The 26,572-nt window shown below is 62.4% G+C and carries 29 protein-coding genes and 1 riboswitch; of the genes, 15 read left to right on the top strand and 14 right to left on the bottom strand.

Annotated elements, in window-relative coordinates:
• Window positions 1–62 precede the first annotated feature (62 nt).
• The 4 genes from CQ020_RS04490 to CQ020_RS04475 form a co-directional block, all read right to left on the bottom strand.
• Complete coding sequence (locus tag CQ020_RS04490; RefSeq protein ID WP_105690724.1) at window positions 63–956, bottom strand: amino acid ABC transporter permease; 894 nt, start codon at window positions 954–956, stop codon at window positions 63–65.
• The gene (locus tag CQ020_RS04485; protein ID WP_011775440.1) at window positions 953–1,603 is read right to left on the bottom strand and encodes an amino acid ABC transporter permease; all 651 of its coding nucleotides are present in this window, start codon (window positions 1,601–1,603) and stop codon (window positions 953–955) included. The genes CQ020_RS04490 and CQ020_RS04485 overlap by 4 nt, the downstream gene beginning before the upstream one ends.
• A gap of 92 nt (window positions 1,604–1,695) precedes the next feature.
• On the bottom strand, window positions 1,696–2,574 hold the full coding sequence (locus CQ020_RS04480) for a glutamate ABC transporter substrate-binding protein (protein ID WP_105690723.1): 879 nt from the start codon (window positions 2,572–2,574) through the stop codon (window positions 1,696–1,698).
• 55 nt (window positions 2,575–2,629) lie between these two features.
• Window positions 2,630–3,385 carry an amino acid ABC transporter ATP-binding protein gene (locus CQ020_RS04475; RefSeq protein WP_011775438.1) on the bottom strand — a complete coding sequence of 252 codons (756 nt, stop codon included), beginning with the start codon at window positions 3,383–3,385 and terminating at the stop codon, window positions 2,630–2,632.
• Window positions 3,386–3,548: 163 nt separating this feature from the next.
• Here CQ020_RS04475 and CQ020_RS04470 point away from each other — a divergent pair, with 163 nt between their 5' ends.
• The 4 genes from CQ020_RS04470 to CQ020_RS04455 all read left to right on the top strand — a co-directional run bounded on the left by CQ020_RS04470 (window position 3,549) and on the right by CQ020_RS04455 (window position 6,446).
• On the top strand, window positions 3,549–4,388 hold the full coding sequence (locus tag CQ020_RS04470; protein ID WP_181151745.1) for a TIGR00730 family Rossman fold protein: 840 nt from the start codon (window positions 3,549–3,551) through the stop codon (window positions 4,386–4,388).
• Window positions 4,389–4,406: 18 nt separating this feature from the next.
• A complete protein-coding gene (locus tag CQ020_RS04465; RefSeq protein ID WP_105690722.1) occupies window positions 4,407–4,748 on the top strand; it encodes a DivIVA domain-containing protein in 342 nt (113 codons plus the stop codon).
• Between the two features lie 101 nt (window positions 4,749–4,849).
• Window positions 4,850–6,052 carry a hypothetical protein gene (locus CQ020_RS04460; protein WP_181151760.1) on the top strand — a complete coding sequence of 401 codons (1,203 nt, stop codon included), beginning with the start codon at window positions 4,850–4,852 and terminating at the stop codon, window positions 6,050–6,052.
• Window positions 6,053–6,278: 226 nt separating this feature from the next.
• Window positions 6,279–6,446, top strand: coding sequence for a DUF3117 domain-containing protein (locus tag CQ020_RS04455; RefSeq protein WP_009357720.1), 168 nt, complete (start codon window positions 6,279–6,281; stop codon window positions 6,444–6,446).
• Window positions 6,447–6,532: 86 nt separating this feature from the next.
• On the opposite strand, the gene CQ020_RS04450 is transcribed toward CQ020_RS04455, so the two are convergent.
• Window positions 6,533–7,165, bottom strand: a complete 633-nt coding sequence (locus tag CQ020_RS04450) for an O-methyltransferase (RefSeq protein ID WP_024817450.1) — start codon at window positions 7,163–7,165, stop codon at window positions 6,533–6,535.
• Between the two features lie 236 nt (window positions 7,166–7,401).
• Between CQ020_RS04450 and sigE the strand changes: the two genes are divergently transcribed.
• From sigE to CQ020_RS04435, 3 genes are read left to right on the top strand one after another with little or no spacing between them, the layout of a single operon-like run.
• Entirely contained in the window at window positions 7,402–8,025 is a 624-nt protein-coding gene (gene sigE / locus CQ020_RS04445) for an RNA polymerase sigma factor SigE (RefSeq protein ID WP_024817449.1), read from the top strand.
• Window positions 8,026–8,032: 7 nt separating this feature from the next.
• Window positions 8,033–8,983 (top strand): hypothetical protein, encoded by a 951-nt coding sequence (locus tag CQ020_RS04440; RefSeq protein WP_258141705.1) that lies wholly within the window; start codon window positions 8,033–8,035, stop codon window positions 8,981–8,983.
• 10 nt (window positions 8,984–8,993) lie between these two features.
• Window positions 8,994–9,374, top strand: coding sequence for a Sec-independent protein translocase TatB (locus CQ020_RS04435; RefSeq protein ID WP_105690720.1), 381 nt, complete (start codon window positions 8,994–8,996; stop codon window positions 9,372–9,374).
• A gap of 95 nt (window positions 9,375–9,469) precedes the next feature.
• Here CQ020_RS04435 and CQ020_RS04430 read toward each other — a convergent pair whose 3' ends face one another.
• The 3 genes from CQ020_RS04430 to CQ020_RS04420 are packed head-to-tail and all read right to left on the bottom strand — an operon-like array spanning window position 9,470 to window position 12,597.
• Window positions 9,470–10,597: an Mrp/NBP35 family ATP-binding protein gene (locus tag CQ020_RS04430; protein ID WP_105690719.1), complete on the bottom strand. Its 1,128-nt coding sequence runs from the start codon at window positions 10,595–10,597 to the stop codon at window positions 9,470–9,472.
• Between the two features lie 10 nt (window positions 10,598–10,607).
• Complete coding sequence (locus tag CQ020_RS04425; RefSeq protein ID WP_105690718.1) at window positions 10,608–11,333, bottom strand: DUF1003 domain-containing protein; 726 nt, start codon at window positions 11,331–11,333, stop codon at window positions 10,608–10,610.
• Window positions 11,314–12,597 (bottom strand): magnesium transporter MgtE N-terminal domain-containing protein, encoded by a 1,284-nt coding sequence (locus CQ020_RS04420; protein ID WP_011775428.1) that lies wholly within the window; start codon window positions 12,595–12,597, stop codon window positions 11,314–11,316. The genes CQ020_RS04425 and CQ020_RS04420 overlap by 20 nt, the downstream gene beginning before the upstream one ends.
• 76 nt (window positions 12,598–12,673) lie before the next feature.
• Here CQ020_RS04420 and CQ020_RS04415 point away from each other — a divergent pair, with 76 nt between their 5' ends.
• Window positions 12,674–13,498, top strand: coding sequence for a general stress protein (locus CQ020_RS04415; RefSeq protein ID WP_181151744.1), 825 nt, complete (start codon window positions 12,674–12,676; stop codon window positions 13,496–13,498).
• A gap of 106 nt (window positions 13,499–13,604) precedes the next feature.
• Here CQ020_RS04415 and CQ020_RS04410 read toward each other — a convergent pair whose 3' ends face one another.
• Window positions 13,605–15,179 carry an aminopeptidase P family protein gene (locus CQ020_RS04410; RefSeq protein WP_105690793.1) on the bottom strand — a complete coding sequence of 525 codons (1,575 nt, stop codon included), beginning with the start codon at window positions 15,177–15,179 and terminating at the stop codon, window positions 13,605–13,607.
• 80 nt (window positions 15,180–15,259) lie between these two features.
• Between CQ020_RS04410 and CQ020_RS04405 the strand changes: the two genes are divergently transcribed.
• Together CQ020_RS04405 and CQ020_RS04400 are read left to right on the top strand one after the other, a co-directional pair.
• Window positions 15,260–16,105, top strand: coding sequence for a PHP domain-containing protein (locus CQ020_RS04405; RefSeq protein ID WP_105690717.1), 846 nt, complete (start codon window positions 15,260–15,262; stop codon window positions 16,103–16,105).
• Window positions 16,105–16,713: a MarC family protein gene (locus CQ020_RS04400; protein WP_105690716.1), complete on the top strand. Its 609-nt coding sequence runs from the start codon at window positions 16,105–16,107 to the stop codon at window positions 16,711–16,713. The genes CQ020_RS04405 and CQ020_RS04400 overlap by 1 nt, the downstream gene beginning before the upstream one ends.
• Here CQ020_RS04400 and CQ020_RS04395 read toward each other — a convergent pair.
• The 4 genes from CQ020_RS04395 to CQ020_RS04380 form a co-directional block, all read right to left on the bottom strand.
• Window positions 16,686–17,600, bottom strand: coding sequence for a site-specific DNA-methyltransferase (locus tag CQ020_RS04395; RefSeq protein ID WP_105690715.1), 915 nt, complete (start codon window positions 17,598–17,600; stop codon window positions 16,686–16,688). The two genes, CQ020_RS04400 and CQ020_RS04395, sit on opposite strands and share 28 nt — an antisense overlap.
• Before the next feature lie 8 nt (window positions 17,601–17,608).
• Window positions 17,609–19,321 carry a DEAD/DEAH box helicase gene (locus tag CQ020_RS04390; protein WP_105690714.1) on the bottom strand — a complete coding sequence of 571 codons (1,713 nt, stop codon included), beginning with the start codon at window positions 19,319–19,321 and terminating at the stop codon, window positions 17,609–17,611.
• Window positions 19,322–19,598: 277 nt separating this feature from the next.
• Window positions 19,599–21,101, bottom strand: a complete 1,503-nt coding sequence (locus CQ020_RS04385) for an RNB domain-containing ribonuclease (protein WP_105690792.1) — start codon at window positions 21,099–21,101, stop codon at window positions 19,599–19,601.
• A 112-nt stretch (window positions 21,102–21,213) separates the two neighbouring features.
• Complete coding sequence (locus tag CQ020_RS04380; RefSeq protein ID WP_105690713.1) at window positions 21,214–22,161, bottom strand: TM2 domain-containing protein; 948 nt, start codon at window positions 22,159–22,161, stop codon at window positions 21,214–21,216.
• Window positions 22,162–22,319: 158 nt separating this feature from the next.
• On the opposite strand from CQ020_RS04380, the gene CQ020_RS04375 reads away from it, so the two are divergent.
• Complete coding sequence (locus tag CQ020_RS04375) at window positions 22,320–22,988, top strand: ferritin-like fold-containing protein (protein WP_105690712.1); 669 nt, start codon at window positions 22,320–22,322, stop codon at window positions 22,986–22,988.
• Between the two features lie 29 nt (window positions 22,989–23,017).
• Here the strand turns inward: CQ020_RS04375 and thiE are convergent, their stop codons facing one another.
• Window positions 23,018–23,689 carry a thiamine phosphate synthase gene (gene thiE / locus CQ020_RS04370; RefSeq protein WP_105690711.1) on the bottom strand — a complete coding sequence of 224 codons (672 nt, stop codon included), beginning with the start codon at window positions 23,687–23,689 and terminating at the stop codon, window positions 23,018–23,020.
• Between the two features lie 27 nt (window positions 23,690–23,716).
• Window positions 23,717–23,835, top strand: a riboswitch (TPP riboswitch).
• On the opposite strand from thiE, the gene thiO reads away from it, so the two are divergent.
• From thiO to CQ020_RS04350, 4 genes are all read left to right on the top strand, one after another.
• Complete coding sequence (gene thiO, locus CQ020_RS04365; protein WP_105690710.1) at window positions 23,828–25,111, top strand: glycine oxidase ThiO; 1,284 nt, start codon at window positions 23,828–23,830, stop codon at window positions 25,109–25,111. Its footprint overlaps the riboswitch before it by 8 nt.
• Window positions 25,108–25,344, top strand: a complete 237-nt coding sequence (thiS, locus tag CQ020_RS04360) for a sulfur carrier protein ThiS (RefSeq protein ID WP_105690709.1) — start codon at window positions 25,108–25,110, stop codon at window positions 25,342–25,344. Before thiO ends, thiS begins: the two co-directional genes overlap by 4 nt.
• A 3-nt stretch (window positions 25,345–25,347) precedes the next feature.
• The gene (locus CQ020_RS04355; RefSeq protein ID WP_105690708.1) at window positions 25,348–26,160 is read left to right on the top strand and encodes a thiazole synthase; all 813 of its coding nucleotides are present in this window, start codon (window positions 25,348–25,350) and stop codon (window positions 26,158–26,160) included.
• A gap of 59 nt (window positions 26,161–26,219) precedes the next feature.
• Window positions 26,220–26,555, top strand: coding sequence for a 4a-hydroxytetrahydrobiopterin dehydratase (locus CQ020_RS04350; RefSeq protein WP_105690707.1), 336 nt, complete (start codon window positions 26,220–26,222; stop codon window positions 26,553–26,555).
• Window positions 26,556–26,572: the final 17 nt, after the last annotated feature.

Raw genomic sequence — 26,572 nt, 5'->3', positions numbered from 1 at the left:
CCCCGCAGCAAAAGAAGAGGGTCCGCAGCCTGGTGGCTGCGGACCCTCATCTTTATTACTGGTTATGCCTTGTTCGGACCCTCCACCGAGTCCTTCGCAACGGGGTCGTTACCGCCCACCACAAGCCCTGTCCGGAGACTGGGGGGAGCCACCCCGCCGGCGGCCTTCTTGGAACCGCGGCGCTCAATCATGATCGCAATCCGTGACACCGTCAGGTTGATCAGGATGTAGATTGCAGCGCCCACGAAGAACGCCGGGAACAGGAAGTCCGGGCCCAGGAAGTCCGCCATGATCTGGATCTTCCGCAGCAATTCCTCGTAGCCCACGATGTAGCCGAGCGAGGTGTCCTTGAGCAGAACCACCAACTGGGCAACCAAGGACGGAAGCATGCGTCGCACGGCCTGAGGGAACTCGATGGACATCCGCGACTGGAAGCTTCGGAGGCCGATGGCCAAGCCAGCCTCGCGTTGTCCCTTGGGGAGGGACTGGATTCCTGCACGCAGGATTTCAGCGAAGATGGCGGCGTTGTAAAGGGTCAGACCCACCACAACAGCCTGGAACTGACCGGTTGCGAAGACCAGCAGGACGAACAACATCATGAGAACCACGGGCATGCCGCGGAGGAACTCGAGTACCACCTGGGTGGGAATCCGGATCCAGGGAATCAAGGAAATACGCAGGAGGCAGAGCGCGATGCCCAGAGGGAACGCGATCACGGCAGCCACAGCAGCAGCGGCCAGGGTGGAGAGGATGCCTTGGCCGATCAGGTTCCATACATCCGGTGCCATGGGGCCGTAGAAGATGGCCCAGCGGTCGGCGTCGAAAATGCCCTGTTGTGCCAGGGTTGTGACGGCGATGGCCAGGATGCCAAGGATGATCAGAACGCCGGCGGCGGAGCCGATGAGCGAATAGAGGCGGGCCTTGGGCCCGGGGACGTCGTAAAGGACCGATGTCATCGGGCAATCGCCACCTTTCGTTCAACAAAGTGCGCCAGGAGTCCCAGGGGAACTGTGATCAAGAGGTAGAAGAAAGCCACCCCGAGGAGGATCCAGAGGACTTGGTTGCCGTAGTCGTTGGAGAGCTGGCGGCCGTAGCCGAAAAGCTCCAGGACGAAGAACGCGCCGGCCACCGAGGAGTTCTTGACCAGTGCAATCAGGATGTTGATCAGCGGGGGTATCACCGTGCGTACGGCTTGGGGGAGGACGATGAAGCCCAAAACCTGTGTGAAGGTCATGCCGACGCTGCGGGCAGCTTCTGCTTGGCCCACAGGCACGCTGTTGACGCCGGAACGGACGGCTTCGGCAATGAAGGCGGCCGTGTAACTGCTCAACGCGATGATGGCGGCAACTTCGAATTGTTCAAACTTAACGCCCAACCTGGGCAGAACAATGGCGGCGAAAAAGAAAATGATGGTCAACGGGGTGTTACGTGCCACTTCAACATAGAACATGCTGAAACCGCGAAGTGCTGCCACGGGGGAAACCCTCATGGCCGCCAGGAGTGTGCCGACAATGAGGGCAATGATTCCTGAAATTACGGAAAGATAGAGGGTTCGGAGAAATCCGTCCCAATATTCGGGGAGGCTTGCTATGACGGCGTCCATGGCTTCCTTTGGCTGCAGCTAATCAGGGAACAGGGTCCTGGATTCGTCAACTGCCGCCACCCGAGGGGGCGGCGGCAGTTGACGGGTCCCGACTAGTAGCGGTTGATCGTAGGAAGTTCAGGGGCGGTCTTGATGACCTTGCCTGCAGTGGCTTCCCAAGCCTTCTTGTAGGTATCGTCCTTGGCGAATCCCTCAAGCTGATCGTTGATCCAGGCGCGGAAGACGGTGTCATCCTTCTTCAGGCCGATGCCATAAGGCTCCTTGGTGAAGGTTTCATCCGAGGCGAGCTTGAAGGCGTCCGGCTCCTTGTCGACGTAGCCGGCGAGGATGACGTTGTCAGTGGTGACCGCGACAACCTGCTTGTTGCGCAGCGGCTCCAGGCAGGCGGTGTAGGTGGCGGCTGGGACTACCTCAGCACCGTACTTTTCGGCGATGGTCTTGGCCGGGGTGGAACCCGTCACGGAGCAGACCTTCTTGCCGGCGACATCTTCGGGCTTGGTGATGGAGGTGTCATCCTTGTTCACCAGCAGAGCCTGGCCTGCTTCGTAGTACGGTCCGGCGAAGGCGACCTTTTCCTTACGGGCATCATTGATGGTGTACGTGGCGATGACAAGATCGACGCGTCCCTGCTCGATGAACGACTCACGGTTCTGGGAGACGGTCTCCACCCATTCGATCTTGTCCGGAGCGATTCCCAGCTTGGCGGCGATTGCCTTGCCCATTTCAACATCGAAACCGACTGGCTTGCCGTCCAGGCCCTTCTGGCCGAACAAAGGCTGATCGAACTTGGTACCGATCTTGATGGTCCCGGCCTTGTTGAGCTTCTCCATGGTGGTGCCGGCTTCGAAGCTCGCCGAGGCAACCGGGGGAGTGGTGGTTCCGCTGCTGCCGCCGCAAGCGCTCAGCGAGAGGGCAAGTGCAGCCGATGCGGCCACCAGGAGTGACTTCCTCCGGGTAATAAGAGACTTCATGGTGTTCCTTTCATTGGGTGGCCGCCTTACGGCCGGGGGTGCGGGCAGTAAGGAGCTAGTGGGTCAAGAGCTTGGACAAGAAGTCCTTGGCACGGGTGCTCTTCGGGTTGGTGAAGAATTCCTCGGGGGTCGCGTCCTCCACGATCTGACCGTCGGCCATGAACACCACGCGGTCAGCGGCCTTGCGGGCAAAGCCCATCTCGTGGGTGACCACGATCATGGTCATGCCTTCCTTGGCCAACTGGATCATGACGTCCAACACTTCGTTGATCATCTCGGGGTCCAACGCGGACGTTGGCTCGTCGAACAGCATCACCTTCGGCTTCATGGCAAGAGCGCGGGCGATAGCCACACGCTGCTGCTGGCCGCCGGAGAGCTGGGCGGGAAGCTTCGGGGCTTGGTGCCCCACGCCTACACGCTCAAGGAGAGCCATGGCTTCCTTGTCCGCCGTGCCCTTGGCTACCTTCTTGACCTTGATGGGACCCAGCGTGACGTTCTCAAGAATCGTCTTGTGGGCGAACAGGTTGAAGGACTGGAACACCATGCCGACGTCGGCACGCAAGTGAGCGAGGTCCTTGCCTTCTTCGGGAAGCTTCTTCCCGTCGATGGCGATGTCGCCGTCGTCGATCGTTTCCAAACGGTTGATCGCACGGCAGAGAGTGGATTTACCGGATCCGGAAGGACCGATAACCACCACGACTTCACCCTTCTGAACCTGGAGGTTGATGTCTTTGAGGACATGCAATTGACCGTAGTGCTTATTGACGCCGTTCAGGGAGACGAGGGCATCGCCGGACGCTTGAGTAGTCATACGACGAATCTAGCGAACAAAGAAGCAAATATGACCACGGTCACGGCAACTTCCTGAAGATCGTGACTGAACAGAAACCTGCCCCACAGCGATATACCAGACTGCAATGCAAAGAGCGGGTCGCTGCCGCGGAGCACGCCGTCATCCGCGTTAGCCTTGGGCAATGAGCATGAGCCAGCACCCCATTCCCCGCCCGGATGCCAACGGTCGCGTCACGGGCACCCATGTGCCGCTCCCATCGGAGATCGCACCCGCCAAGCACAAGGGCTCCCTTGAGCTCCGACGCAAACAAGCGGACACGGGAATGTCGGACCAGCATTTGTTGGATACCAGCGGTGCCGGGCAGTTCATCCACACCGATCCGTGGCGTGTCCTGAGGATCCAGAGTGAGTTCGTGGAGGGCTTCGGTGCCCTGGCGGATCTGGGGCCTGCCGTCAGCGTCTTCGGTTCAGCCCGAACCAAACCCGGAACCGAGTATTACGAGATGGCCGTGGATGTGGGGCGCAAGCTTGCAGAAGCCGGCGTGGCAGTGATCACCGGCGGCGGACCCGGTTCCATGGAAGCTGCCAACAAGGGCGCCGTGGAAGGCAACGGTGTTTCTGTGGGCCTGGGCATCGAACTGCCGTTCGAGCAGGGACTCAATCAATGGGTGGATTTGGGCATCAACTTCCGGTATTTCTTCGCCCGCAAAACCATGTTCGTCAAGTACGCGCAGGGCTTCGTGGTGCTTCCCGGTGGGCTCGGCACTCTCGATGAGTTGTTCGAGGCAATGGTCCTGGTCCAAACCCGCAAGGTGACCTCGTTCCCCATCGTTCTGCTCGGAGTTCGCTTTTGGGGACCCATGATCGAGTGGATCCGGGAGACCCTGGTGGCCGAAGGCATGGTTTCGGAGAAGGACCTTGATCTGATCCAGCTGGTGGATGACCCCGCAGATGCCGTGCACCGTGTTTTGCACGGTGCACCTCTTCCACCCACCACAAATGGAAACCAGCGCCCGGAGTAGCCGGCTGTTTCTGGCACCATGGACACTGTGAGCTTTTTCCTGGTGTTTCTCGCGATCGTCCTCGTTGGTGCGGCGCTGTATCTCGGTGCCGGAATCGTCAAGGGGCGCTCCATTGGAGCGGGGCTTGAACAACCCGTCCCCAATCTGCCGGCTGTCCTGCTGCCGGAGGATGCCAAACCCGGGGATGTGGATTCCCTGCGTTTTGCCTTGGGCCTTCGTGGTTACCGGATGGATCAGGTTGACCAGGTCCTGGAGGAGCTGAGGGACCAATTGAAGGCCAAGGACCGCGAGATTGAACGCCTCGGTGCCTTGGTTCAGCCTCGTCTTGAGGATGGCGAAACCGGCCGGGCCCGGCAGTGAGTTCGCAGATCCCTGCCTCGCAGACGCCCTCCTCAGAGACGCAGCCGCAGCGGGGACCCGCGGACCGGCTTTCCCTGGGGCTATCAAGCGCGGCCGCACGAATGGGCGGTTGGCCATGGTGGCTGCAGGTAACCTTGATTTTTGTCGCAGCCCGGCTCGTCAGCGCCTGTGTCTTCATGGCGGCAGCCATCCACCAAGGAACGAACCCCTGGTTCCCACCCGCGCCGGATTATTGGAACTTCATCACTATCTGGGATGGACGCTGGTATCAGGAAGCTGCTGACAACGGCTATCCCTCGGTTCTACCCGTGGACGCGAATGGCGTGGTCCAGCAAAACGCCTGGGCGTTCTATGCGCTCTTCCCCTTCCTGGCCCGAGGCCTCGCTGCAGCCACCGGGATGGGAACCCTGCCTGCCCTCACCCTCATAGCGACGCTGGCTGGTGTGGGTGCGGCACTGGTGATTTACCAACTCTTCCGCGAGTTCGCAGGCAAGCGCGCGGCGCTGTGGGGCGTCGTCTTCGTCTCCACTTTTCCGGTGTCCCCGATCCTTCAGGTCCCGTACGCCGAGTCCTTAAACCTCTTGCTGTTGTCCGGTGCGCTGTTACTGGTGGTGCGGCGCCGGTATCTGGCCGCCATTCCGGTAGTGCTTCTCATGTGTCTTTCCAGGCCCACGGGAGTCCCCTTTGCAGCCATGGTGGGATTGCTGTTGCTCTGGCGTCTGTGGCAGCGCTTCTGGCCGTCAGGGACACGGCCAGCCCCCGTTTCAGGCGGTGACGACGACCCGACGTCGTTGCGCAGCTTACTCTCGCTGGGGGCACTGGTGCTCGTGGCGGGTATTGGAGCTCTCGCGTGGCCAGCCATTGCCTGGGCAACCACCGGTGAACTCACTGCCTACACACGCACCGAAACTGCGTGGCGGGGGCACGATCTTGTGCCTTTCAAACCGTGGTTCGACACGGGCCGGATGCTGTTCGGTCCTGTGTTGGGCGTGCTGGCCCCGTTCGTCTTCACGGCACTTTTCGTTCTGGTCATGATGTCCAGGCCGGTCAGGGCGTTGGGAACTGAGTTGCGGCTTTGGTGCGCTTGCTACATGGGCTATCTGCTGGTCTTCCTTCATCCCCAGACCAGCACCTTCAGAATGCTGCTGCCACTCTTTCCGCTGGCATTGGCGGTGGCGTTGCTCTCCAAATCCAAAGCGTACCGGGGGACCGTCGTGGTGATGTTCGTCCTCCTCCAGATCGTCTGGGTGGTGTGGCTGTGGGCGTGGGCGCAGCTCCCCGGCGGCGGGGACTATCCGCCCTGACGTGGACGTATGCCGCGCAAGCGGAGTATGTACAAAGTCCGGACAAATGCGCGTTTGATTAGCTACGGACAGGTAATTACGGGATAATGGACCAAGAGCAAGGACAGAGCACCGAAAAGTGCCCGGCCAAGGCGGCCTCCCAAGCGGTGCCGCCGGCTGCAATTGCGACGCGGAACCAGCCCGGCCGGGTTGGCGTGACTTGGGACAAATGGAGGGGATTTTCCTAATGGCGGCTATGAAACCACGTACCGGCGACGGCCCTATGGAAGTTACCAAAGAGGGACGCAGCTTGATTATGCGTGTGCCGCTCGAAGGCGGAGGACGACTCGTTGTCGAACTCAACGCTGCGGAAGCGGCCAACCTCAAGGAATGCCTCGTAGGCGTTACTGAATAGGCGTTTGGATAGATTTTAAAAGCAGGGCCCCGGCAAGCCGGGGCCCTGCTTTTGTTTAAGCTGTTTTCATCCTGCTGGCAGGAACCCTACTTCTTGACGGCAACCAGAAGCCCATCGCCCGTAGGCAGCATCGCCGACGCCAACCGTTCGTCGTCGCGGATGGCCTTCACAATCTGACGCAAAACCACGGTGGTTGCCTCACGCGCTGCCGGGTTGGCGACGCGGTCCTTGTCCAAAGCATCGTTGATCACCAGGGTGCCGCCTGACTTCAGGAGGCGGATTGCCTGTTCCACATACTTGGGGAAGTTCGGCTTGTCGGCGTCGATGAACACGAGGTCATAGGCCGAGTCCGTCAGTCGTGGCAAGACATCAGCTGCACGGCCTGAAATGGTGCGGGTACGGTTGGCCGGGCTACCGGACTCCAGGAATGCTTCCCTCGCGGCCTTCAGATGTTCGACGTCCACATCAATGGTGGTCAGCACAGCATGGGGGCTGAGACCACGCAGCAGGCAAACCCCGGACACTCCTGCGCCGGAGCCCACTTCCACCACGGTCTGCGCTTTGGAAGCGGCAGCGAGTACCGTCAGGACGGCACCTACACCGGGGCTGATGGGGGTAACACCCAGTTCAAAGGAGCGCTCACGGGCGCGCAACAACACGTCATCCTCAGCCGGCAGATCTTCTGCGTAGGACCAGCTGCTTGACTTGTCGGCACTCATGAAGGGGTTCGCTTTCCGCGGGGAGGGGTGTTTGTACCAAGACTACTGTGTCCGCACCCGCAAACCCGCTGCGGGGCAGCTCTCCGGGGGTGTGTCCACCACCGTTTTCAGCCTTGCGGAGAAAACGCCTGCCAGTCAGGAAATTCCCAGACAAACTTGGGATGATAATGCTCCGGTCATCCATGAGGTGGGCGGCACCGAATATTCGGTGAACCACAGTTTGAGGGGAGTGGACGATGCCGGCATCGCATGCTGCGCCAGTCCAAACATCGGAAAGCCTTGAGGCCGTTACTGATTGGGTCATGCCCAGCTGGGAGGAAGTGGTTTCAAATCACTCCGCCAAGGTATATCGCCTCGCCTATCGCCTGACCGGCAACAAGTTCGACGCCGAGGACCTCACCCAGGAGGTTTTCGTCAGAGTTTTCCGGTCCCTCGAAAACTTCAAACCGGGAACCCTGGATGGCTGGTTGCACCGTATCACCACCAACCTGTTCCTGGACGGGGCACGGCGCAGGAGCCGCATCCGCTTCGATGCGCTCGCAGAAGATGCCGAATCCCGATTGCCCGGCCGTGAGCCGGGACCTGAGCAGAGCTTCGAGCACAACAACCTTGACCTCGATGTCCAGCGGGCGTTGGAAGAACTCCCGCCGGACTTCCGCGCCGCCGTCGTGCTGTGCGATCTCGAAGGTCTTTCCTATGACGAAGTAGCCGAGGCGCTCGGTGTGAAACTGGGGACTGTCAGGTCCCGTATCCACCGCGGACGGACCATGCTCCGCGAGAAACTTGCCCACCGCGATCCGCGCCCTGCAGAGGCGCGCAAGCCGCGGTTGAAGATGCCCCGCATCGCCAGCATCCTTTAGGGTGTCGATGCCTCGACGTCCCCTTCGGCCGGGAGTCTTCTCCCGGCGCAGAATGGCTGCCCTGCGCCATACGCGCAGCCCGGAGCACCTGCAGCGCTGCGACGAATGCCGGATGGCTCTCCGCCGCGAACGGCAGTACCTTGAGCGCCTCCGTGGCTCGGCCGTCCCTGAAGCCAGCCAGGATCTTGCCGCCCGCTTGATCCAGCACACAGAACGCCTGGCCAAAGAGCCGGGGCATTCCGGCTCAACGCCTCAACATTCACCACTGCAGTATCCCGACCGGCGGTTGCGGGGTCTTCGTGTCGCGGGCATCGCTGTGGGCGCCCTGATGGTCAGTGCAGGGGCTCTGGCTGCGTCCGCCTACGTGATCGCCGGCGATGCCGAGCCGCAAGCCTTCGCGGGACCAAGCACCGCCAGCTCCCTGGCCGGTGCCTGGACGGGAAGCCCCGCTGAGACCATGGTGGGACCGGCGTTTCGAGCCGGGAGCGCGGTCAGTTTGACCCCCGAACAGTTGGAGTCGCTGCGGGCCGAAGGGTGGGCCTGCCCCGAGTTGTCCGGCATGGGCTTCCGCGTGGTATCCGCCCAAGCCACCAGCCATAACGGCAACCCGGCCGTGGAGATCAGGCTCGAGAGCAACGGCCACTATGCCACCATCGTGGAGGAACACCTGCCTGCGGACGGATCGGCCCAGATGCGTTCTTCTTCCGCGCGGCTCTCCGTCACGCAGGGAACCCCGTGGAAGGCCGTCTACACCATGCCTGCAGCCGTTATCAGCTACGCATCGGACCTCCCGGCGGACAGCGCAGACGATGCTGTCCCTGAAATCGTCCGTGCGGGGGAGTCCATGTTGAGGACTCCTGGCCATGAGGATCAGGAGGCATGGTACAAAAGGGTGCTGCGAGGCCTCCAGACCATCCTCCGTCCTGCCGGTTTAGGAGCGGCACCAGAGACAAGGTAATCTTCGTAACGTGCTTGGAATCAACGGCCCGGAGTTCATACTCCTTCTGATTATCGGCGTACTCGTCATCGGTCCCAGCCGTTTGCCCGAATACACTCAAAAGCTCGCCAACCTGGTCAAGGAAGTGCGTCGTATGGCTTCCGGCGCCCGCGAGCAGATTAAAGAAGAAGTCGGCATTGACATCGATGAGGTCGACTGGAAGAAGTACGATCCTCGTCAATATGATCCCCGGCGCATCATCAAGGATGCGCTTCTTGATGACGAGAAGCCTGTCAGTGCAGGAGCCCCTGCTGCTGCCGCGGCCGTAGATGTAAAACCCAAGACCCCGGTGCGGGTCATTGAGCGGCTGGCCGAGGGCGAAGCCGCACCCTTCGACACCGAGGCGACCTGAGCTCAAGTAGCTGACGGCCCCTTGAGGGCGTTGGATCAGCCAGTTCGCCGTCAGGTCAGCAAAAGACCCGCCAGCCCAGGCCTCGTGGCCTGGGCCTAGCGGGGCTGGATGCCCAAAGGCTTGCCGGACAGCCCACGGGGCCGCGTGGCCAAGGAACCAGCAATGCCTTCCAGTGCTTTCGCGGAGGCCGTCTCAGGTGCTGCCAGAACCACGGGTTTCCCGGCGTCGCCGCCCTCCCGCAAGCGGATGTCCAGCGGAATCTGGCCGAGGAGCGGAACGTCGGTGCCCACGGCAGTGCTCAACCGCTCAGCCAGGATGGCGCCGCCGCCGCTTCCGAACAATTCCATGCGGCCGCCGTCGGGCATTTCCAGGTAGGACATGTTCTCGATGATGCCGGCCACCTTCTGTCCGGTCTGTGTGGCGATGGTGCCGGCTCGTTCGGCCACATCAGCGGCAGCTGCCTGCGGAGTGGTGACCACCAGGATTTCCGCATTGGGCAGAAGCTGCGCCACGGAGATGGCGATGTCCCCCGTGCCGGGAGGCAGGTCCAGGAAGAGGGCATCGAGATCACCGAAGTAAACGTCGGTGAGGAATTGTTCAAGGGCCCGGTGCAGCATGGGACCGCGCCATGCCACGGGTTGGTTGCCGTCAACGAACATGCCGATGGAGATGACCTTCACGCCGTAGGCCACGGGTGGAAGGATCATGTCGTCCACCTGAGTGGGCTTCTGGGTGATCCCCATCAGCGCCGGTACGGAAAAGCCGTGCACGTCGGCGTCCACTATCCCCACACGGAGGCCTTGGGCGGCCAGCGCGCAGGCCAGATTGACCGTGACCGATGACTTTCCTACACCGCCTTTACCGCTGGCCACGGCGTACACCTTGGTCAGCGAATCAGGTTTGGTAAAGGGGATGCCGCGTTGTCCACCGGGTCCGCGGAGCTGTTCCTTGAGGGCTTCCCGCTGGGCGGGGGACATGACTTTCAGTTCCACGTCCACGCCGGTGACGCCTTCCACTCCGAGGAGGGCGTCGCTGGCGTCCTTCGTAATTGTTTCGCGCAGGGGGCATCCGGCAATGGTCAGCAGAACAGCCACCTGCACAGTGCCGTCATCGTTCGCAGAGATCGACTCCACCATCCCAAGTTCCGTAATGGGGCGCCGGAGTTCGGGATCAATGACGGTTGCCAAGGCAGCATGCAGCGCCTCGGCCGATGCGGTGCTCATATGGTCAGGCTCAGCTTTCGGGGTTTTCGGGTGATGTTTTGGCCGTTGAATGCTGTGGACCTGCGGCTCGCGGCGGGCGGACCTTCGGAATCTGCTGGGTGCGGGGGCCGCGCGATTTATCGCGCTTTTCCTTCAGTTTCTCCTTGACCTTCTCACCCGGTGATTCCGTGCCATCCGAGGCGGCTTCGTTCTCACGGAGTTCCTCCTGGGCATCAATGATGTCTTCAAGCAGACTTCGGAGTTCGGTCCGGACGTAGTCACGGGTGGCTACTTCGCGCAGGGCAATGCGGAGCGAAGCCAGTTCCCGCGTGAGGTACTCGGTGTCAGAGAGATTGCGTTCCGCACGCTGGCGGTCCTGCTGGAGCGAGACACGGTCGCGGTCATCCTGCCTGTTTTGGGCCAGCAGCAGAAGGGGAGCCGCATAGGAGGCCTGCAGCGACAACATGAGCGTCAGCAGGGTGAAGCCCAGCTCCATGCGGTCGAACTGCCAGTCCGTGGGAGCGAATGAATTCCAGGCAAGCCAGAACACACAGAACACCGTCATGTAAACCAGGAACGTGGGCGTACCCATGAACCGGGCGAAGCCCTCCGTAGCGTTCCCGAAAGCGTCCGGGTTCGGTGAGAACTTGGGCAGGATGCGTTGGCGTCCGCTCAGGGGAGTGTCGAGGCTGCTGCCGGTGCGTCCTGTGGACTTGGCGGATCGGGTGGCGTTGTTATCAGCCAATGCGGCCTCCAAGTTTCCTTATAGGGGCGTCGTCCTCGTGGGCGCGCCAGTCATCCGGCAACAGGTGATCCAGCACGTCATCAACAGTCACCGCCCCCACAAGGCGGCCGTCGTCGTCCACGACTGGAAGTGAATTCAGGTTGTACGTCGCCAAGGTCCGGGCAACTTCGGAGATGTGGGCTTGATCCGAGAGCGGTTCAAGGTTCTTATCGACGAGGTTGCCCAACGGTTCCGGCGGAGGGAAGCGCAGAAGCTGCTGTATATGCACCACGCCCAGGAAACGTCCGGTGGGGGTCTCCAACGGTGGACGGGCGATGAAGATGGAGGAGGCCAGCGCAGGCGAGAGCTCTTCGCGGCGGACGTGGGCAAGGGCTTCCGCCACAGTGGCCTCAGGCGGGAGGATGACCGGGACCGGAGTCATCAGGCCACCGGCGGTGTCTTCGTCGTACTCGAGGAGGCGGCGGACGTCCTCGGCTTCCTGGGGTTCCATGAGCTGAAGCAGTTCTTCAGCCTGGGCGGAGGGAAGCTCGGCCAGGAGGTCGGCGGCGTCGTCAGGATCCATCTCTTCGAGGACGTCAGCGGCGCGTTCCACATCAAGTGCGGAGAGGATCTCCACCTGGTCATCTTCCGGGAGTTCCTGGAGGACATCGGCGAGGCGTTCATCCTGAAGCTCACTTGCCACTTCAAAGCGCCGTTTGTCGCTCATTTCCTGAAGGGCTTCGGCGAAGTCGGCAGGTTTAAGGTCTTCGTGAGTGGCAACGAACTGCGTGGCGGCCTGGGGTTCGTTGTGGGCGCCGGTCTGGGCATCGGCCCAATCGATGATCAGCGTCTCGTTACGGCGGAGCCTGCCGAAGGGCGACAGGGAATGGCCGCGGCGGACGAACAGCTTGCTGACAAACCAGTCCTTGGACCTGTGTTGGTCCATGGCGATGTCCTCGATCGTGGCGTCTCCACTGCCATCGGCCAGCGTCACGCGGCGGTCGAACATCTCAGCGACCACCAGAGTTTCGGCACCGCGCTGCTCGAAACGCCGCAAGTTCACCAGGCCGGTGCAAATGATTTGGGTCTGATCGATGGACGTAATACGCGTCATGGGAACAAACACCCGCTTCTTGCCCGGAACTTCAACCACGATGCCCACCACATGGGGAGCACCACGGGTGCCGCGGGAGAGCACCACGACGTCGCGCAATCGGCCAAGACGATCGCCCAGGGGGTCGAAGACGTCCAAGCCGAGCAAGCGCGCGACGAAGACGCGTGAAGGATGTGTGCTCATATTTACAGGCTACCGAGTCTGCTCTCTTTTAGCTGAATTCCAGCCTCTACACATGTCCATGAGACACAATGGGGCTATGTCAAACATTTTTGGTGGTCCCAAAGCCGTTGAGGAGTCCCGCAGTGTTCCCCAGGGGGACACCGTAGGTTCATACACCTCGTATTTGGATGCCCAGAAGGCGGTGGACTACCTCGCAGATCAGCAGTTCCCTGTTCAGTTGGTGTCGATCGTGGGTAACGACCTCAAAATGGTGGAGCGGGTGACCGGCCGGCTGAGCTACCCCAGGGTGGCCTTGTCCGGTGCCCTGAGTGGCATGTGGTTCGGCCTCTTCGTCGGCGTCATGCTGTCCTTCTTTACGCCCGCAGGGGGTCCGTTCTCCATCATCACCTCAGTGCTGATGGGGGCGGCGTTCTTCATGCTGTTCGGGATCGTCACCTATGCCACGCAACGCGGAAAGCGTGACTTCACCTCCACCAGCCAGGTGGTGGCCACCAATTACGATGTGATCGTCGCCGTGGAGGCAGCCCAGGAGGCCCGCCGCCTGCTCCACCAGCTGCCCATGAATCCGTCGCAGGCTGCCACACCGCAGACCAGCAACTACAACCAGCCGAATGCACCGTTCCAGCAGCCTGGCCAGGCACCTGAGCGGCCTACCACGTGGAATGATCCTTATGGCCAACGCGGTCCCGAGTCCAGCGCCCCAAGCACTCCGCAGGGACAGAACGAGGCACCGGCGAACCAGCCCGCGCAGGCCCCCACACCGGCAGCTGTCCGGTACCCCGACCTCCCGGACGGCCGTCCGCAGTACGGTGTCCGGGTAACCGAAGGACAGAACCCGGCACAGAACGCACCGCAGGAAGATGGACAGCAGTCCGGCTCCGAGGATTCCTCCAAGCAGTAGACGCTTCCGCGCAGCAGAAAGGGAAGGCCACCGGGGATCAGTTCAGATCCCGGTGGCCTTCCCTTTCTGCCTTCTTAAGTTACTGCGTTACTCCAACGGCAGGGGCTTAGCCCTGGGCTTCCTGGTAGATGCCGGCCATCCAGGATTCGACGTCGTCAGCCTTGCGCGGCAACGCGGCGCTGAGGTTGACGGGGCCGTCTGCGGTCATGAGGATGTCGTCTTCGATGCGAACGCCGATTCCGCGGTATTCCTCCGGAATGGCGAGGTCTTCGTTCTTGAAGTACAGGCCAGGTTCGATCGTGAAGACCATTCCCTCGGTCAGGACTCCATCGAGGTAGAGTTCACGCTTCGCCTGCGCGCAGTCGTGGACGTCGAGGCCCAGGTGGTGGCTGGTGCCGTGCGGCATCCAGCGGCGGTGCTGCTGGCCCTCCGGGCTGACGGCTTCCTCGACGGACACAGGCAGCAAGCCCCATTCGGCGAGGCGTTCGGCCAGGACGGTGGTTGCTGCGGTGTGGATGTCCCGGAACTTCACGCCCGGCTGAGCGGCTGCGAAGCCTGCATCTGCGGCGTCGAGGACGGCCTCATATACCTTCCGCTGCACTTCCGTGAAGGTGCCCGTGGCCGGAAGCGTACGGGTGATATCTGCCGTGTAGAGGGAGTCGGCCTCCACTCCGGCGTCCAGGAGCAGGAGTTCGCCGGCGTTGACGGTTCCGGAGTTGCGGTTCCAGTGTAGGACCGTGGCGTTGTTGCCGGACGCGGCAATGGTGTCGTAACCGAGTTCGTTGCCTTCCTCGCGGGCGCGGGCAAAGAAGGCACCTTCAACAACACGCTCGCCGCGCTGGTGCGTCAGGGCGCGGGGCAGGGCACGGACGACGTCGGCGAAGCCTTCCACCGTCGCCGCGACGGCGATCTTCATCTGCTCGATTTCCCACTCGTCCTTGAGGAGGCGCACTTCGGACAAAGCCTCGCTGAGCTTCTCATCCAGGGCGTCGAGTTCGCCGAGGTCCAGGTTCTCAGGGTCCTTGGCAGTGTTGTAGCGGGCGGTGTCCACCAGCGCGTCAATGTTCTCGTCCGTCTTGCGGACCAGCCGAATGGAGATGCCGCCGATTTCCGGGGCGCCAACATTCTTGGTGATAGCCATCTCAAGCTCGGAGATGTGCGCGGTGGGGAGGCCGAGACGGGCTTCGAATTCGGCCAGTGTGGGCCGCGCACCGATCCAGAACTCGCCTGCACGCGAGTCAGCGTAGAACTGCTCGGTGTCCCGGCCGGCCAACGGACGGAAGTAGAGGGTGGCAGTGTGGTGACCGCCGTCGTCGCCCTTTCCTTCTGCGGCCGGTTCCAGGATCAGCACGGCGTCAGGCTCGTGGTCCAAGCCCAATCCGGTGAGGTGGGCGAAGCCGGAGTGGGGGCGGAAGCGGTAGTCGCAGTCGTTGGACCGGACCTTCAGCGGACCGGCCGGGATGACGAGGCGTTCGCCTTTGAACTGTTCGGAAATAGCACGACGTCGGCGTGCGGCGTGGTCTGCAACGGCGTCACGCGCAGGGGTCACCTGCGGGGCGGGCGCCCAATTGCTGGCCATGAATGCCTTGAAGGCATCTGATGTGGGCCTTTGCGAGCGGTTGTTGACACGCTCCTGCAGTGGCTGGGAGGACGAGTTTTGGGTGTTTTCGGCATCGTTCACCGTTACATCGTCCCACCAGTTACGTGAGGAGGCCAACGCCGCAACACTCCAAGCGGGCCTGCATCCCATAGGCTGGGAAAGTGAGGATAGACCTGCATGCGCACTCAAATGTTTCCGACGGAACCGAGACACCGGCCGGCGTGATCATCTCAGCCGTTTCGGCCGGTCTTGACGCCGTGGCTTTGACTGACCACGATTCCACGGATGGCTGGGAGCCTGCCGCCACGACTGCCCGGGAACATGGCATTGCGTTCATCCCCGGAATGGAGATCTCCTGCCGGACGGAGCAGGGAATCAGTGTCCATTTGCTGAGTTACCTCCATGACCCCTCCCATGCGGGCCTGCTGGAGGAAATCACCAAGTCCAAGGATGCAAGGCTTACCCGTGCCGAGCATATGGTCACTTTGCTGTCCGAGGATTACCCGTTGACCTGGGACGACGTGATCCACCATGTTGCCCCCGGCGCCACGGTAGGCCGCCCGCACATCGCCGATGCTTTGGTGGCCGCTGGCGTGGTGGCAGATCGAACGGAGGCTTTCACCTCCATCCTCACCTCGCACTCGCGGTACTTCGTGCAGCACTATGCGCCCAACCCGGCTTTCGCCGTCGAGCTTGTCCGCGCGGCCGGTGGCGTTCCCGTCTTCGCCCATCCGGTGGCCTCATCGAGGGGACGGATCGTGGGGGAGCGTACCTACCGGGACATGATTGATGCCGGACTGTTGGGACTTGAGGTTGAGCACCGGGACAACCCGGAGGAGGGCCGCACCTTCCTCCGTGGCCTGGCCGCCGAACACGGGTTGCTCATGACAGGATCTTCGGATTACCACGGGGCAGGCAAACCCAATCTGTTGGGCGAGAACACTACCTCGCCCGAGGTCTTGGCCCGGATCGAGGAGCTGGCCACGGGCAGCACGGTCATCCGCTGATGGATCTGCAGCTGCTGGCCTCCGTGATCGTCACGCTCTTCGTCATCATGGACCCGCCGGGCACTGTGCCGATTTTCATGTCCTTGACGGCGCAGATGTCGGCCAAGGATCGGAACCGCTCAGCGTTCCAAGCCCTTCTGGTGGCCACCGGTGTGATTGTGGTGTTCGCGATCTTTGGGCAGTCCATCCTGAACTACATGCACATCTCCCTGGCGGCCTTGCAGGGCGCCGGAGGGCTGCTTCTGGTGCTCATCGCACTGCAGCTGCTGACTGGCTCCACCAGCGGCGAAGAGAATGCGGCCAAGTACAAGAACGTGGCGTTCGTGCCGCTGGGAACCCCGCTCATGGCCGGGCCGGGTGCGATCGTTGCCGTCATGGTGTTCGTGCAGCAGTCCAGCCAGCTCGCGGAATATCTGGCCGTGGGCCTCGGCATCGCCGTGGTGCTGGGCTCGCTGTACCTGGCGATGCGTTTCGCAGGAGTGGTGCAGCGCGTCCTCGGTGAAAACGGGGTGGAGCTCGTCACCCGGATCGCCGGCTTGCTGCTGTCAGCAATCGCCGTTCAGATGATCGCGGACGCCGTTCAGGCCTTCGTGAAGGGTGCTTCCTGATCCATGCCCGTGTCCGGCAAGGACCCGCTTTGTCGGAAATCTGCCGTGGTGCCAAGCCGTTTCCGCATGACGTCGATGGCCTGTTCGTTCTGGTCGACGCACACGAAGTTGCGGCCCAGTTTGGCTGCAACGGCACCCAGGGTCCCTGAGCCGGCGAAGAAATCAAGACACCAGTCGCCCTCACGGCTGGACGCGGAGACTATCCTGCGTACCAGGCCTTCGGGTTTTTGGGTGGGGTAGCCGGTCTTTTCGCGGCCCGTGGGCGAGACGATGGTGTGCCACCAGACGTCTGTGGGCAGCTTGCCGAGCTCGCGCTTGGCGGGCGTCACCAGGCCGGGAGCCATATAAGGTTCCCGGTCCACTTCGGCGTTGTTGAAGTGATACTTGGTGGGGTTTTTGACGTACACCAGAATGTTGTCGTGCTTGGTGGGCCAGCGGTTCTTGGCGCGTGCGCCGTAGTCATAGGCCCAGATGATCTCGTTGAGGAAGCATTCTCTGCCGAAGATCGAGTCCAGCATCACCTTGGCGTAGTGGACTTCCCGGTAGTCCAAGTGCAGGTAGAGGGTGCCGTCGTCGGCCAGCAGTCGCCAGGCCTCCACGAGCTTGGGCTCCAGGAAGGACCAGTAATCGCTGAAGGCGTCGTCGTAGCTGTGCAGGGCGCCCTTGATGGTGTCGTAAGAGCGGCCCTTGAAGCCGACGCGGTCGCCGTCGCCGTCCGCATTGCGGACCATGCGGGTTTCCTGGCGGCGTTGGACCCGGCCCGTGTTGAAGGGCGGGTCCACGTAGATGAGTGTGAAGGCGCCGTCCGGCAGCGTAGGGAGGAACTCCGCGTTGTCCGCGTGCACCACCAAGTTGCCGCCGTCCGGCGCCCAAACAGATTCAGTCATTGAGGTTTTTAGGCCTCGGTGCTGCCGGACTGGGCAGCTGCGGTCTCACCGGAAACCACTTCGCCGTTGCGGCGACGTGTGCGGGTCCGACGCGTGCGGGCCGGCTTCTCTGCAGTGTCGGCGCTGGCTGTGCGGGTTTCCGGGGTGCCGGCAGCGGGTGCTGCCTCGCCATCAGAAGTACGACGGCGGCGCGTACGGTTGCGGCCGCCCTCGCCCTTGGATTCACTGGACTCTGAGTCACCGGACCTGCCGGAGCGGCCACGGCCGCCATCGCGGCCGCCGTCGCGCTTGCTGTCACGTCCGCCATCGCGGCCTGAACCGCCGGAGCGTGCGTTCTTCTTTCCGGTCTCGCCCAGATCCTCAAGGACCTCGGCGTCGACGCCTGCCAGGACGCGCTTGTTGCGCGGCAGGCGGCCTTTGGTGCCCTCGGGGATGTCGAGATCGGAGTACAGGTGCGGTGAGGAGGAGTAGGTTTCCACGGGCTCGGGAACGCTGAGTCCCAGGGCCTTGTTGATCAGGCCCCAGCGTGGCATGTCGTCCCAGTCAACAAAGGTGACCGCAGTGCCCTTGTTGCCTGCGCGGCCGGTACGGCCAACACGGTGCAGGTAGATCTTTTCATCTTCCACGCACTGGTAGTTGATGACGTGGGTGACGTCGTCGACGTCGATGCCGCGGGCTGCGACGTCGGTAGCCACCAGGACGTCAACCTTGTTGTTGCGGAACGCGCGGAGCGCCTGCTCGCGGGCACCCTGGCCGAGGTCGCCGTGAATGGCTGCGGCTGCGAAGCCGCGGTCGACCAGTTCCTCGGCAACCTTGGCTGCCGTTCGCTTGGTCTTGGTGAAGATGATGGTCCGGCCACGTCCGCGTGACTGCAGGATGCGGGCCACAACCTCGGTCTTGTCCATGCTGTGCGCACGGTAGATGAGCTGGCGGATGTCGCGCTTGGTGAGGCCTTCATCGTTCGGATCAGCTGCCCGGATGTGGGTGGGCTGCGTCATGTAGCGACGCGCCATGGCGATGACCGGGCCGGGCATGGTTGCCGAGAAGAGCAGCGTCTGCCGAACGGCGGGGGTGCCGGCGATCAGCGTCTCCACATCAGGGAGGAAGCCGAGATCCAGCATTTCGTCAGCCTCGTCAAGGATGACCATCTTGACGTTCTTGAGGCTCAGGTGCTTTTGCTTGTAGAGATCGATCAGCCGGCCGGGCGTTCCCACGACGATTTCAACACCCTTTTGCAGGGCATCAATCTGGGGCTCATAGGCGCGGCCGCCATAGATGGTGGCGATGCGGGCATTGCGCTTGCGTGAAGCGGTCTGGAGATCGTTGGCAACCTGCACGGCAAGCTCACGTGTGGGCACGATGACCAAGGCCTGCGGGGCGCCCGGGACGGCAAGCTTTGCGTAGCCTGCGTCATCCCGGCCGGCAACGCGCTGAAGGGCGGGAATGCCGAAGCCCAGCGTCTTGCCCGTACCCGTTTTCGCCTGGCCAATGATGTCGTGGCCGCTCAAGGCAACCGGCAGGGTCATGGCCTGGATGGGGAAGGGGTGCGTGATTCCGGCGTCAGCCAAGGACTCAACGATGTCCGCACGGACGTTGAAGTCAGCGAACGACTTCTCTTCGATCTCGTGGGGCGTCTCATCCGAGATGATCGTTTCTTCGGGTTCGATGGATTCGGTTCCGGTGGAGTCCGTCAGGACTTCGTGGGTATGCAATTCACTCACAGGGAGTTTCCTTATTCATTTGGGCATTGGCGCTGCATGCTCAACGGCGGCGGCGGAGCCGTACCGGAGCACGAACGGGCGCGCAAGCAAGTCCAGTGGAAGCCGATCGCGGGCTATCTAAGTACTGGCACTGGTGACCAGTTGGTACATCTCAAGATCGCGTAGGGGCGGGCTTGTTGAGTTCAAAAATTAACTGAATCAACGACCGGGCATCCATTACTACAAGCTCAGTCTATCCTCTGGGGGCCGGAAAGCCCGGATCGCCGCATGAACGGCCTCAGGGCAGCAGCTCGAACCTGATCTCCCGGCTGGCGATATCGGCCTTCAGCAGCCGCACCCGGACTTTGGTTCCGGACTCCATTTCTCCGTCGCACCGGGCTGTTACAGCAGGGTCCGATATTTGTATGACCCCAAAGGGCCCACTGCCGTTCCCGTTGCCGTTCCCACTGCCGTTGCCGTTGGCAGCTTTGGAGCCGGCTCCATTGGAGGGTTTGGAGCCCGAAATGACTACAGCGTCGAACTCCTGGCCGATGTGGTTGGCCACGAGGGCTGCTTCCACAGTGTCCAGCGCCGCACGTTCGAGGCGTCCGGCCAACTGGTCTGAGGACGCGATGATCTCCGGCAATGAGGGGAGGGCCTCCCGCGCCCACTGCGGGATCTCGTGGTCATTGCTGAGCGCCTCGCAGATCACCAGGACAAAGCGATCGATGAGGCGGCGCAAGGGTGCCGTGGTGTGCGCATACGGGGCGCCGATGGCTGCCTGGATCACGTTGGCCGGCACCTCACCGTCAAAGGGGGTGTAACCGGCGCCCCGGAACAACATGCCGGCAGAGTGCAGTATGGCCAGCTGTTGGGGATCGGAGGCGTCCAAGGTTCTCAGGTACTCGCCGTAGGTCACTTGGCCGTCCCAAGGCTTGCCCAGAGCCGAGGTCTGGCGCTTGAAATGACGCAGTGACCGGTCATCAGGTGCGGGCATGGTGCGCAGGATGCCCACTTTTCCGTCGAGCATTATCTGCGCGGCGGCCATGCCGGTCATGAGGGAGATCTGCGCGTTCCAGTCCTCAACCGGGAGGGACGGGGCGGCAGCGATCCTGTATCCGCCGCCGTCGGTCGCTTGGACGATTTCCTGCTCCGGCATGTTGAGGCTTGCGCCGCCGCGCCGCCGTTCCAGGTCAACGCGCTTGAGTCCCACTTCTTTAAGGAGCTGAAGTACGGGCGGGGCCGTACGGTCGTCGATCTGCTGCTGAGCGCCCTTGTAGCTGAGCTTGGCCCTGCTGCGAACGGCGGCGCGGGCAACGGTGACAGCCAACACTTCAGCGTCCGCGTCCAAGTCGAAGTCCCACACGAACGCACTGCAATCCTGATCGGCCAAAAGGCTGCCGGCGTTCTCGCTGATGACCTCCGGATGCAGCGGGATCCGCCCGTCTGGAGCGTAGAAGGTCTGCCCGCGATGACGCGTTTCGGTGTCCAGCGCCCCACCCGGTGCCACGAAGGACGGAACATCGGCGATTGCGTAAAGGACCTTGTAGCCGTCGCCGGCACGGTCAATGAACAGGGCCTGGTCCAAGTCCGTGGAAGTAGCCGGGTCAATGGTCACAAATGGTACGTGCCGCAGGTCCTGACCCGGCAACTCAAGGTCCGCGACGGCTTGCCGTGCTTCTTCCACAGCTTCGGCCGGGTATTCGCCAGGGAGTTCCAGCTCTGTCCTCAGAGCGGCAAGTGCCGCGGCGAGCTGGTCCGAGGAGTCGTCGACGTTGGGTGCTATCCGATGATGTGACACGAAAATCAGGGTAGCCCGAAAGAGGGCGATAGTCTCGGATGCCCACGCAAAAGCCCGCTGCCCCAAAGGGGCAACGGGCTCTCCGTGCAGTGGTACTGACCGGATCGGCTGTCTAGTTTGCCGGTGTCAGGGTAAAGGTAGCTGCCTTGTCGCCAAAGTCGTCGTTGATGACCACAGTGGTGGGGCCGTTCTTGATGTCGAAGGCAATGACTCCCTGCTGCATGGCTCCGGCGGCGACATCCCCGGAAGGCAGTCCTCCCAGGCCATCCTCCAGGTAGATCGCCTCGCCCTTGGTGCCATCCGCGTCGAAGACCTCAAAGTTCGAGGGTGACGCGTAGCTGGTTCCAGCCGTGGCCTCCCAGGAAACTTCCATGAGGAGGAAGCCTCCCTGGGTCGGTTTCATGTAAGACATCCCGGGAATTTCGGTGGTGTAACCGGAGTTCAGGAGGCTGACCTTCACGGTGTTTCCCTCGGACATGGTTACGGTGAACGAGCCGTCATCTGAGGCCGTGCCCGACGACGGTACCGGGGCCTCTTGGGAGGCCGATGGCAGGACCGGGGCAGTTGTGCTTGCACCCTGGACTGCAGCAGCAACAAGGGTCAGAGACAACACTGTGGACACGATTCCGACAATCAGGCCGGCGAACCAGACGACGATGGTGATGATCCATGCCTTCTTCTTGTTCTCCGGGTAACCCGCAAGCGGACGGCCTTGCTTGTCCCGGGCGTTTCCTGTCAGCGTGATGATGAGGTCAACGATGGACCAAATGCCGAAGCCGCCGCCAGTGAGCAGCTTCGCGATTCCGGTACCGATCTTGCCCAGATAGAAGCGGTCCACACCGAAGCTACCCAGGAGCAGGGCCAGGATCCACGTGGTCATGAAGGACTTCGCCGGTGCTCCCACCGGTGTCCCATAGGGACCGGAATCGGGTCCGGGTTGGTAGCCCGGCTGTGCTCCACCCTGGAATTGGCTGCCATAGGCGTAGGGCGCGGTGGGGACCTGCGGAACTCCTGACCCTGCGTCGTTTTGGGGCGCGGGTGGGTAGCTGGGGTGACTCATTGAAAATCCTTCAGTGATGTGGGTGCGAGGTGGAGGACATGCGGTATGCAGTGCAAGAGGGCAGTCAACTCACTTCGAGTCAGCCTAGTGGGAATGGCGCTGGAAGCAGGAACGCACTCCCCGGGAACGTGATGGCCGGCCAGGGATAGGCTGGGTCCATGGGCATTTCCCCGGACACTGCAGCCACTGCCGGGCAACTCTCCACGGAGTTGCTTGGCGCCATGGCGTATGGGGAGTTGTCCGCTTTTGGGCGGCTCTCACTGGATTCACGCTATGCACCCACCCTTCATGACAGGTCAGTGCTGGCGAAGATCGCGGTGGGCGCCTACGGCAACTTCGCCCTGCTCAGCGATCGGTTATCAGAGATGGGCGTCGACCCCGAACATGCGATGCTGCCGTTCCAGCGTTCCTTCGATCATTTCCATGAGCGCACCAAGCCGGGGGACTGGTTCGAATCGCTCATGAAGGCCTACGTGATAGACACCGTCTCATCGGACTTCTACAGGGCTGTCTCGATGTTCCTCGACCCAACAACACAACACTTTGTTGAGCGCGTGGCTTCCCCCGACCAAGCCACTGAAGTCCTTCGCGTCCTGCTCAGGAGGTCCCTGGCCGATGACCCGCGGCTGGCCTCGCGCCTTGCACTCCAGGGCCGCCGCTTGGTGGGAGAGGCCCTGACGCAAGCGCAACGCGTAGGTATGGAGCACCCTGTGCTGGGCCCAACGCTGAAAAGCGGCGGGGACGCGCGTGCAGCGGTAAAAACGCTGACAACGGAACTCGCCGGAAAGCACGCACGCCGGATGTCCGGCCTTGGCCTGACGGCGTAGACGCCCCACCGCATCAGGGCCCCCAGGCGCTAGACGGTGTCCAGCGCCTGCAGCAGCGACTTCGCCGCCGCCGTCGGGTCCGTTGCCTCGGTAATGGCACGGACGACGACGATACGGCTGGCCCCCGCGGCAACCACCTGTTCAACGTTGCTGTGGTCGATGCCGCCAATGGCGAACCACGGGAGTGTCACCCCGTCGCCTGCACGCTTCTCCGCTTCTGCGGCATATGTGACCAAACCCAGCCCAACAGCAGCGCGACCGGGTTTGGTGGGTGTAGCCCAGACCGGACCAACGCAGAAGTAATCCAGTCCCAGGGGGCCTTGCGAGGTGGCCATAGCTGCGTCAATCTGTTCGGGTGTGTGGGTGGACAGGCCGATGCCGGTGACGTTCGGCAAGAGGGTTCGGGCAGCTGTCAGTGGCAGGTCCTTTTGCCCGATGTGGAACACGGGAGCCCCGGAAATACTGGCAACATCTGCCCTGTCGTTGACGGCCCAAAGCCGTCCGTGCCGTTGCGCGACGCTCCGCAGCACGGCCAGCATGTCAAGTTCCTCCGCAGCTTCCAGCGTCTTGTCCCGGAGTTGGATGATGTCCACGCCGCCCTCGAAAGCGGCGTCCACAAAGTCTTCAAAATCGCCCTGCCGTTTACGGGCATCGGTGCACAGGTAGAGGCGGGCGGAGGAGAGAGTGTCAGGCTGGGTCATGGAAACCAGAGTAGTTCCTCTAAACTGGGCACGTACTGCGGGAGCCGCGACGATCGTCATATGACTGTCCGGCTGAGAGGGCTTCAGAGCCGACCGCTTGACCTGATCCGGCTAGTACCGGCGTAGGGAAGGAAACGAATGGCAGATCCCCGCCACACCCACTTCCAGGCAGATGTGGCCGTTATTGGCGCCGGCATCATAGGCCTCGGCATTGCTCACGAAGCCAGGCGGCTTGGCCGTTCAGTGGTGCTGATCGATCCGCACCCGGCTGCAGGCGCAACGTTTGCCGCAGCCGGAATGCTTGCACCCGTCAGCGAACTGCATTACCAGGAGGAAGACCTCCTGGAATTGATGCTTGAGTCTTCCCAACACTGGCCCTCCTTTGTGGAAGGCCTCCACCAGAAGGGAAGGGACAGCGGATACCGCACGACGCCGACCCTCGCGGTAGGCGCCGATGCCGCCGATCGCAGGGCGCTCGCAGATCTGAGGTCAGTGCAGCTTGCGGCCGGTTTGGGAGTTGAGCCCCTGGCCTTGCGGGAAGCAAGGCAACGCGAGCCGCTCCTCAGCCCACAGATTTCCTGCGCCTTCGATATTCCTGCCGACCACCAGGTGGATCCGAGAAAACTGGCGGCATGCCTCTTGGCAGGATTGTCATCCCATGCGCCGGACGAGCAATCCTGGGTGCAGGGAGCCGAGGAGGGATACGCCGTGTCATCGCCGGCACGCCGCATCCTGTGGGACGGCGGGCGGGTCACTGGTGTTCAGCTGGAGTCCGGCGGCACCGTCCACGCCCGGGAGACGGTGGTGGCCAACGGACTGGGAGCCCCTCACCTGTCTGGTCTTCCTGAGGGCCTGAATCTTCCAGTGAGGCCGGTCTATGGCGACATCCTCCGGCTCCGCGTCCCCCACCACCTGCGGCCCTTGATCTCCTCCACGGTTCGCGGGATGGTTCGTGGCGTGCCGGTTTACATCGTGCCCCGGGACGATGGCACCGTGGTGATTGGAGCGACACAACGCGAGGATGGGTTGTCCGCCACTTCCGACGCTGTCTCCGCCGGCGGGGTGTACCAGTTGCTGCGGGACGCGCAAGTGCTGGTGCCCGCGGTTGCGGAGCTGGAACTCCTGGAGGCAACGGCCCGCGCCCGCCCCGGAACTCCGGATAATGCACCCCTGCTTGGACGAGTCAACGGTCCCAACGGCGACGTTGAGGGCCTGGTGATCGCCACAGGGTTCTTCCGCCACGGAGTTCTCTTGACTCCCGTGGCCGCCAAGATCGTGGGAGAACTCATCAACGGCTCCGCGGACCCCCGGTGGGCGCCCTTCCTGCCCGATCGATTCGCGGGCAACACATCTGTTCCCGTTTTACTCACACCAGCCGTACTCGTGCCACCGGCGAAAACCCTTACCGAGGAAACCGCATGAACATCAAACTCAACGGAAACGATCACGCCGTGCCGGCCGACGCATCCGTCAGTACCCTCGTCACTGCCATGACCGGCCGCGTCCTGGATCCCCGCGGACAGGCGGCCGACGGCGGAAAGCTAGGCGTCGCCGTCGCACGTAATTCCGAGGTGGTGCCGCGCAGCCAATGGGCCGTGACGGCGCTCGCCGACGGAGACGAACTCGAACTCGTAACAGCAGTCCAAGGAGGCTGAAGCATGACAACAGCAAACGTTGACGTTCGCACTACTGAGGCCGCCACCGACGCCCTGGTGATCGACGGCGTGGAGCTCGGCTCCCGGCTCATTATGGGTACCGGCGGGGCGCCGAGCCTCGATGGCCTGGGGGCTGCGCTGCTGAGTTCGGGAACGGAGCTCACCACAGTGGCGATGCGCCGCTATTCGCCGGCTGAAACGGGATCGCTGTTCCAGCTCCTGGTTGACCACAACATCCGCGTGCTGCCCAACACTGCCGGTTGTTTTACGGCCAAGGATGCCGTGATGACCGCTGAACTGGCCCGGGAAGCCCTGGAGACCGATTGGGTGAAGCTGGAAGTCATCGCCGACGAACACACGCTCCTTCCTGACGCCGTGGAATTGGTGGATGCGACGGAACAACTGGTTAACCGCGGCTTCAAGGTATTCGCCTACACCAATGATGATCCCGTTCTGGCGCTTAGGCTCGAGAACCTGGGTGCCACCGCCGTCATGCCGCTGGGATCTCCTATCGGGACCGGCCTTGGCATTCTGAACCCGCACAACATTGAGCTGATTGTGTCCCGGGCTTCCGTCCCTGTGGTGCTCGATGCCGGAATCGGGACCGCATCCGACGCCGCCCTTGCCATGGAGCTGGGCTGCGACGCCGTCCTGCTTGCAACCGCTGTGACCCGGGCGCAGAATCCCATCCAGATGGGCGAGGCCTTCAAACACGCCGTCATCGCCGGTAGGCTGGCAAAACAGGCTGGCCGGATTCCGCGCAGGGAGCACGCCCTGGCTTCTTCGGCAATGGAAGGCCGGGCGGAATTCCTCTGATCCAGCGCTTCGGACATTGCCTGGATTCTCCGGAATAGTCCGGAAGAGGAGGAGCAGTCATGGCCAGCCAGGACGGGCAATTGACCGAGCAAGCCATCAACGCTGCCCTCGGACTCCTGCCGGACTGGAGGCACCATGAAGGCCTGGTGACTGTCTATAAAACCTCGACGGCGGCGAACGCCCTTGCACTCATTGCCGCGGTGGGGCAGATCGCCGAGGAGCAAAATCATCATCCGGATCTGGAGTGGCGCTACAACAGGGTTTTCCTTCGCTACGTCTCCCATGATGCTGGCGGACAGGTAACGCAACGAGATGTCGCTGCTGCCACGGCAGTGAGCGAAGCAGCGGAAGAACTTGGCGCCGTAGCGCAACCGGAGCGGTATCCGGCGTCGTGAAGCTTAAAAACAGTAGT

Source organism: Arthrobacter sp. MYb23, assembly GCF_002979775.1.
In the GTDB taxonomy this organism is placed as follows: Bacteria; Actinomycetota; Actinomycetes; order Actinomycetales; family Micrococcaceae; genus Arthrobacter.
The sequence above is the reverse complement of the archived record's forward strand: the minus strand, read 5'-3'. Positions and strand labels throughout refer to the sequence as shown.

Bases quoted from the DNA above. Each gene is read 5' to 3' on its own strand.
- CQ020_RS04490 (WP_105690724.1), bottom strand. From the start codon at position 956: ATGACATCGGTCCTTTACGACGTCCCCGGGCCCAAGGCCCGCCTCTAT.
- CQ020_RS04485 (WP_011775440.1), bottom strand. From the start codon at position 1,603: ATGGACGCCGTCATAGCAAGCCTCCCCGAATATTGGGACGGATTTCTC.
- CQ020_RS04480 (WP_105690723.1), bottom strand. From the start codon at position 2,574: ATGAAGTCTCTTATTACCCGGAGGAAGTCACTCCTGGTGGCCGCATCG.
- CQ020_RS04475 (WP_011775438.1), bottom strand. From the start codon at position 3,385: ATGACTACTCAAGCGTCCGGCGATGCCCTCGTCTCCCTGAACGGCGTC.
- CQ020_RS04470 (WP_181151745.1), top strand. From the start codon at position 3,549: ATGAGCATGAGCCAGCACCCCATTCCCCGCCCGGATGCCAACGGTCGC.
- CQ020_RS04465 (WP_105690722.1), top strand. From the start codon at position 4,407: ATGGACACTGTGAGCTTTTTCCTGGTGTTTCTCGCGATCGTCCTCGTT.
- CQ020_RS04460 (WP_181151760.1), top strand. From the start codon at position 4,850: ATGGGCGGTTGGCCATGGTGGCTGCAGGTAACCTTGATTTTTGTCGCA.
- CQ020_RS04455 (WP_009357720.1), top strand. From the start codon at position 6,279: ATGGCGGCTATGAAACCACGTACCGGCGACGGCCCTATGGAAGTTACC.
- CQ020_RS04450 (WP_024817450.1), bottom strand. From the start codon at position 7,165: ATGAGTGCCGACAAGTCAAGCAGCTGGTCCTACGCAGAAGATCTGCCG.
- sigE (WP_024817449.1), top strand. From the start codon at position 7,402: ATGCCGGCATCGCATGCTGCGCCAGTCCAAACATCGGAAAGCCTTGAG.
- CQ020_RS04440 (WP_258141705.1), top strand. From the start codon at position 8,033: ATGCCTCGACGTCCCCTTCGGCCGGGAGTCTTCTCCCGGCGCAGAATG.
- CQ020_RS04430 (WP_105690719.1), bottom strand. From the start codon at position 10,597: ATGAGCACCGCATCGGCCGAGGCGCTGCATGCTGCCTTGGCAACCGTC.
- CQ020_RS04420 (WP_011775428.1), bottom strand. From the start codon at position 12,597: ATGAGCACACATCCTTCACGCGTCTTCGTCGCGCGCTTGCTCGGCTTG.
- CQ020_RS04415 (WP_181151744.1), top strand. From the start codon at position 12,674: ATGTCAAACATTTTTGGTGGTCCCAAAGCCGTTGAGGAGTCCCGCAGT.
- CQ020_RS04400 (WP_105690716.1), top strand. From the start codon at position 16,105: ATGGATCTGCAGCTGCTGGCCTCCGTGATCGTCACGCTCTTCGTCATC.
- CQ020_RS04395 (WP_105690715.1), bottom strand. From the start codon at position 17,600: ATGACTGAATCTGTTTGGGCGCCGGACGGCGGCAACTTGGTGGTGCAC.
- CQ020_RS04380 (WP_105690713.1), bottom strand. From the start codon at position 22,161: ATGAGTCACCCCAGCTACCCACCCGCGCCCCAAAACGACGCAGGGTCA.
- CQ020_RS04375 (WP_105690712.1), top strand. From the start codon at position 22,320: ATGGGCATTTCCCCGGACACTGCAGCCACTGCCGGGCAACTCTCCACG.
- thiE (WP_105690711.1), bottom strand. From the start codon at position 23,689: ATGACCCAGCCTGACACTCTCTCCTCCGCCCGCCTCTACCTGTGCACC.
- thiO (WP_105690710.1), top strand. From the start codon at position 23,828: ATGGCAGATCCCCGCCACACCCACTTCCAGGCAGATGTGGCCGTTATT.
- thiS (WP_105690709.1), top strand. From the start codon at position 25,108: ATGAACATCAAACTCAACGGAAACGATCACGCCGTGCCGGCCGACGCA.
- CQ020_RS04355 (WP_105690708.1), top strand. From the start codon at position 25,348: ATGACAACAGCAAACGTTGACGTTCGCACTACTGAGGCCGCCACCGAC.
- CQ020_RS04350 (WP_105690707.1), top strand. From the start codon at position 26,220: ATGGCCAGCCAGGACGGGCAATTGACCGAGCAAGCCATCAACGCTGCC.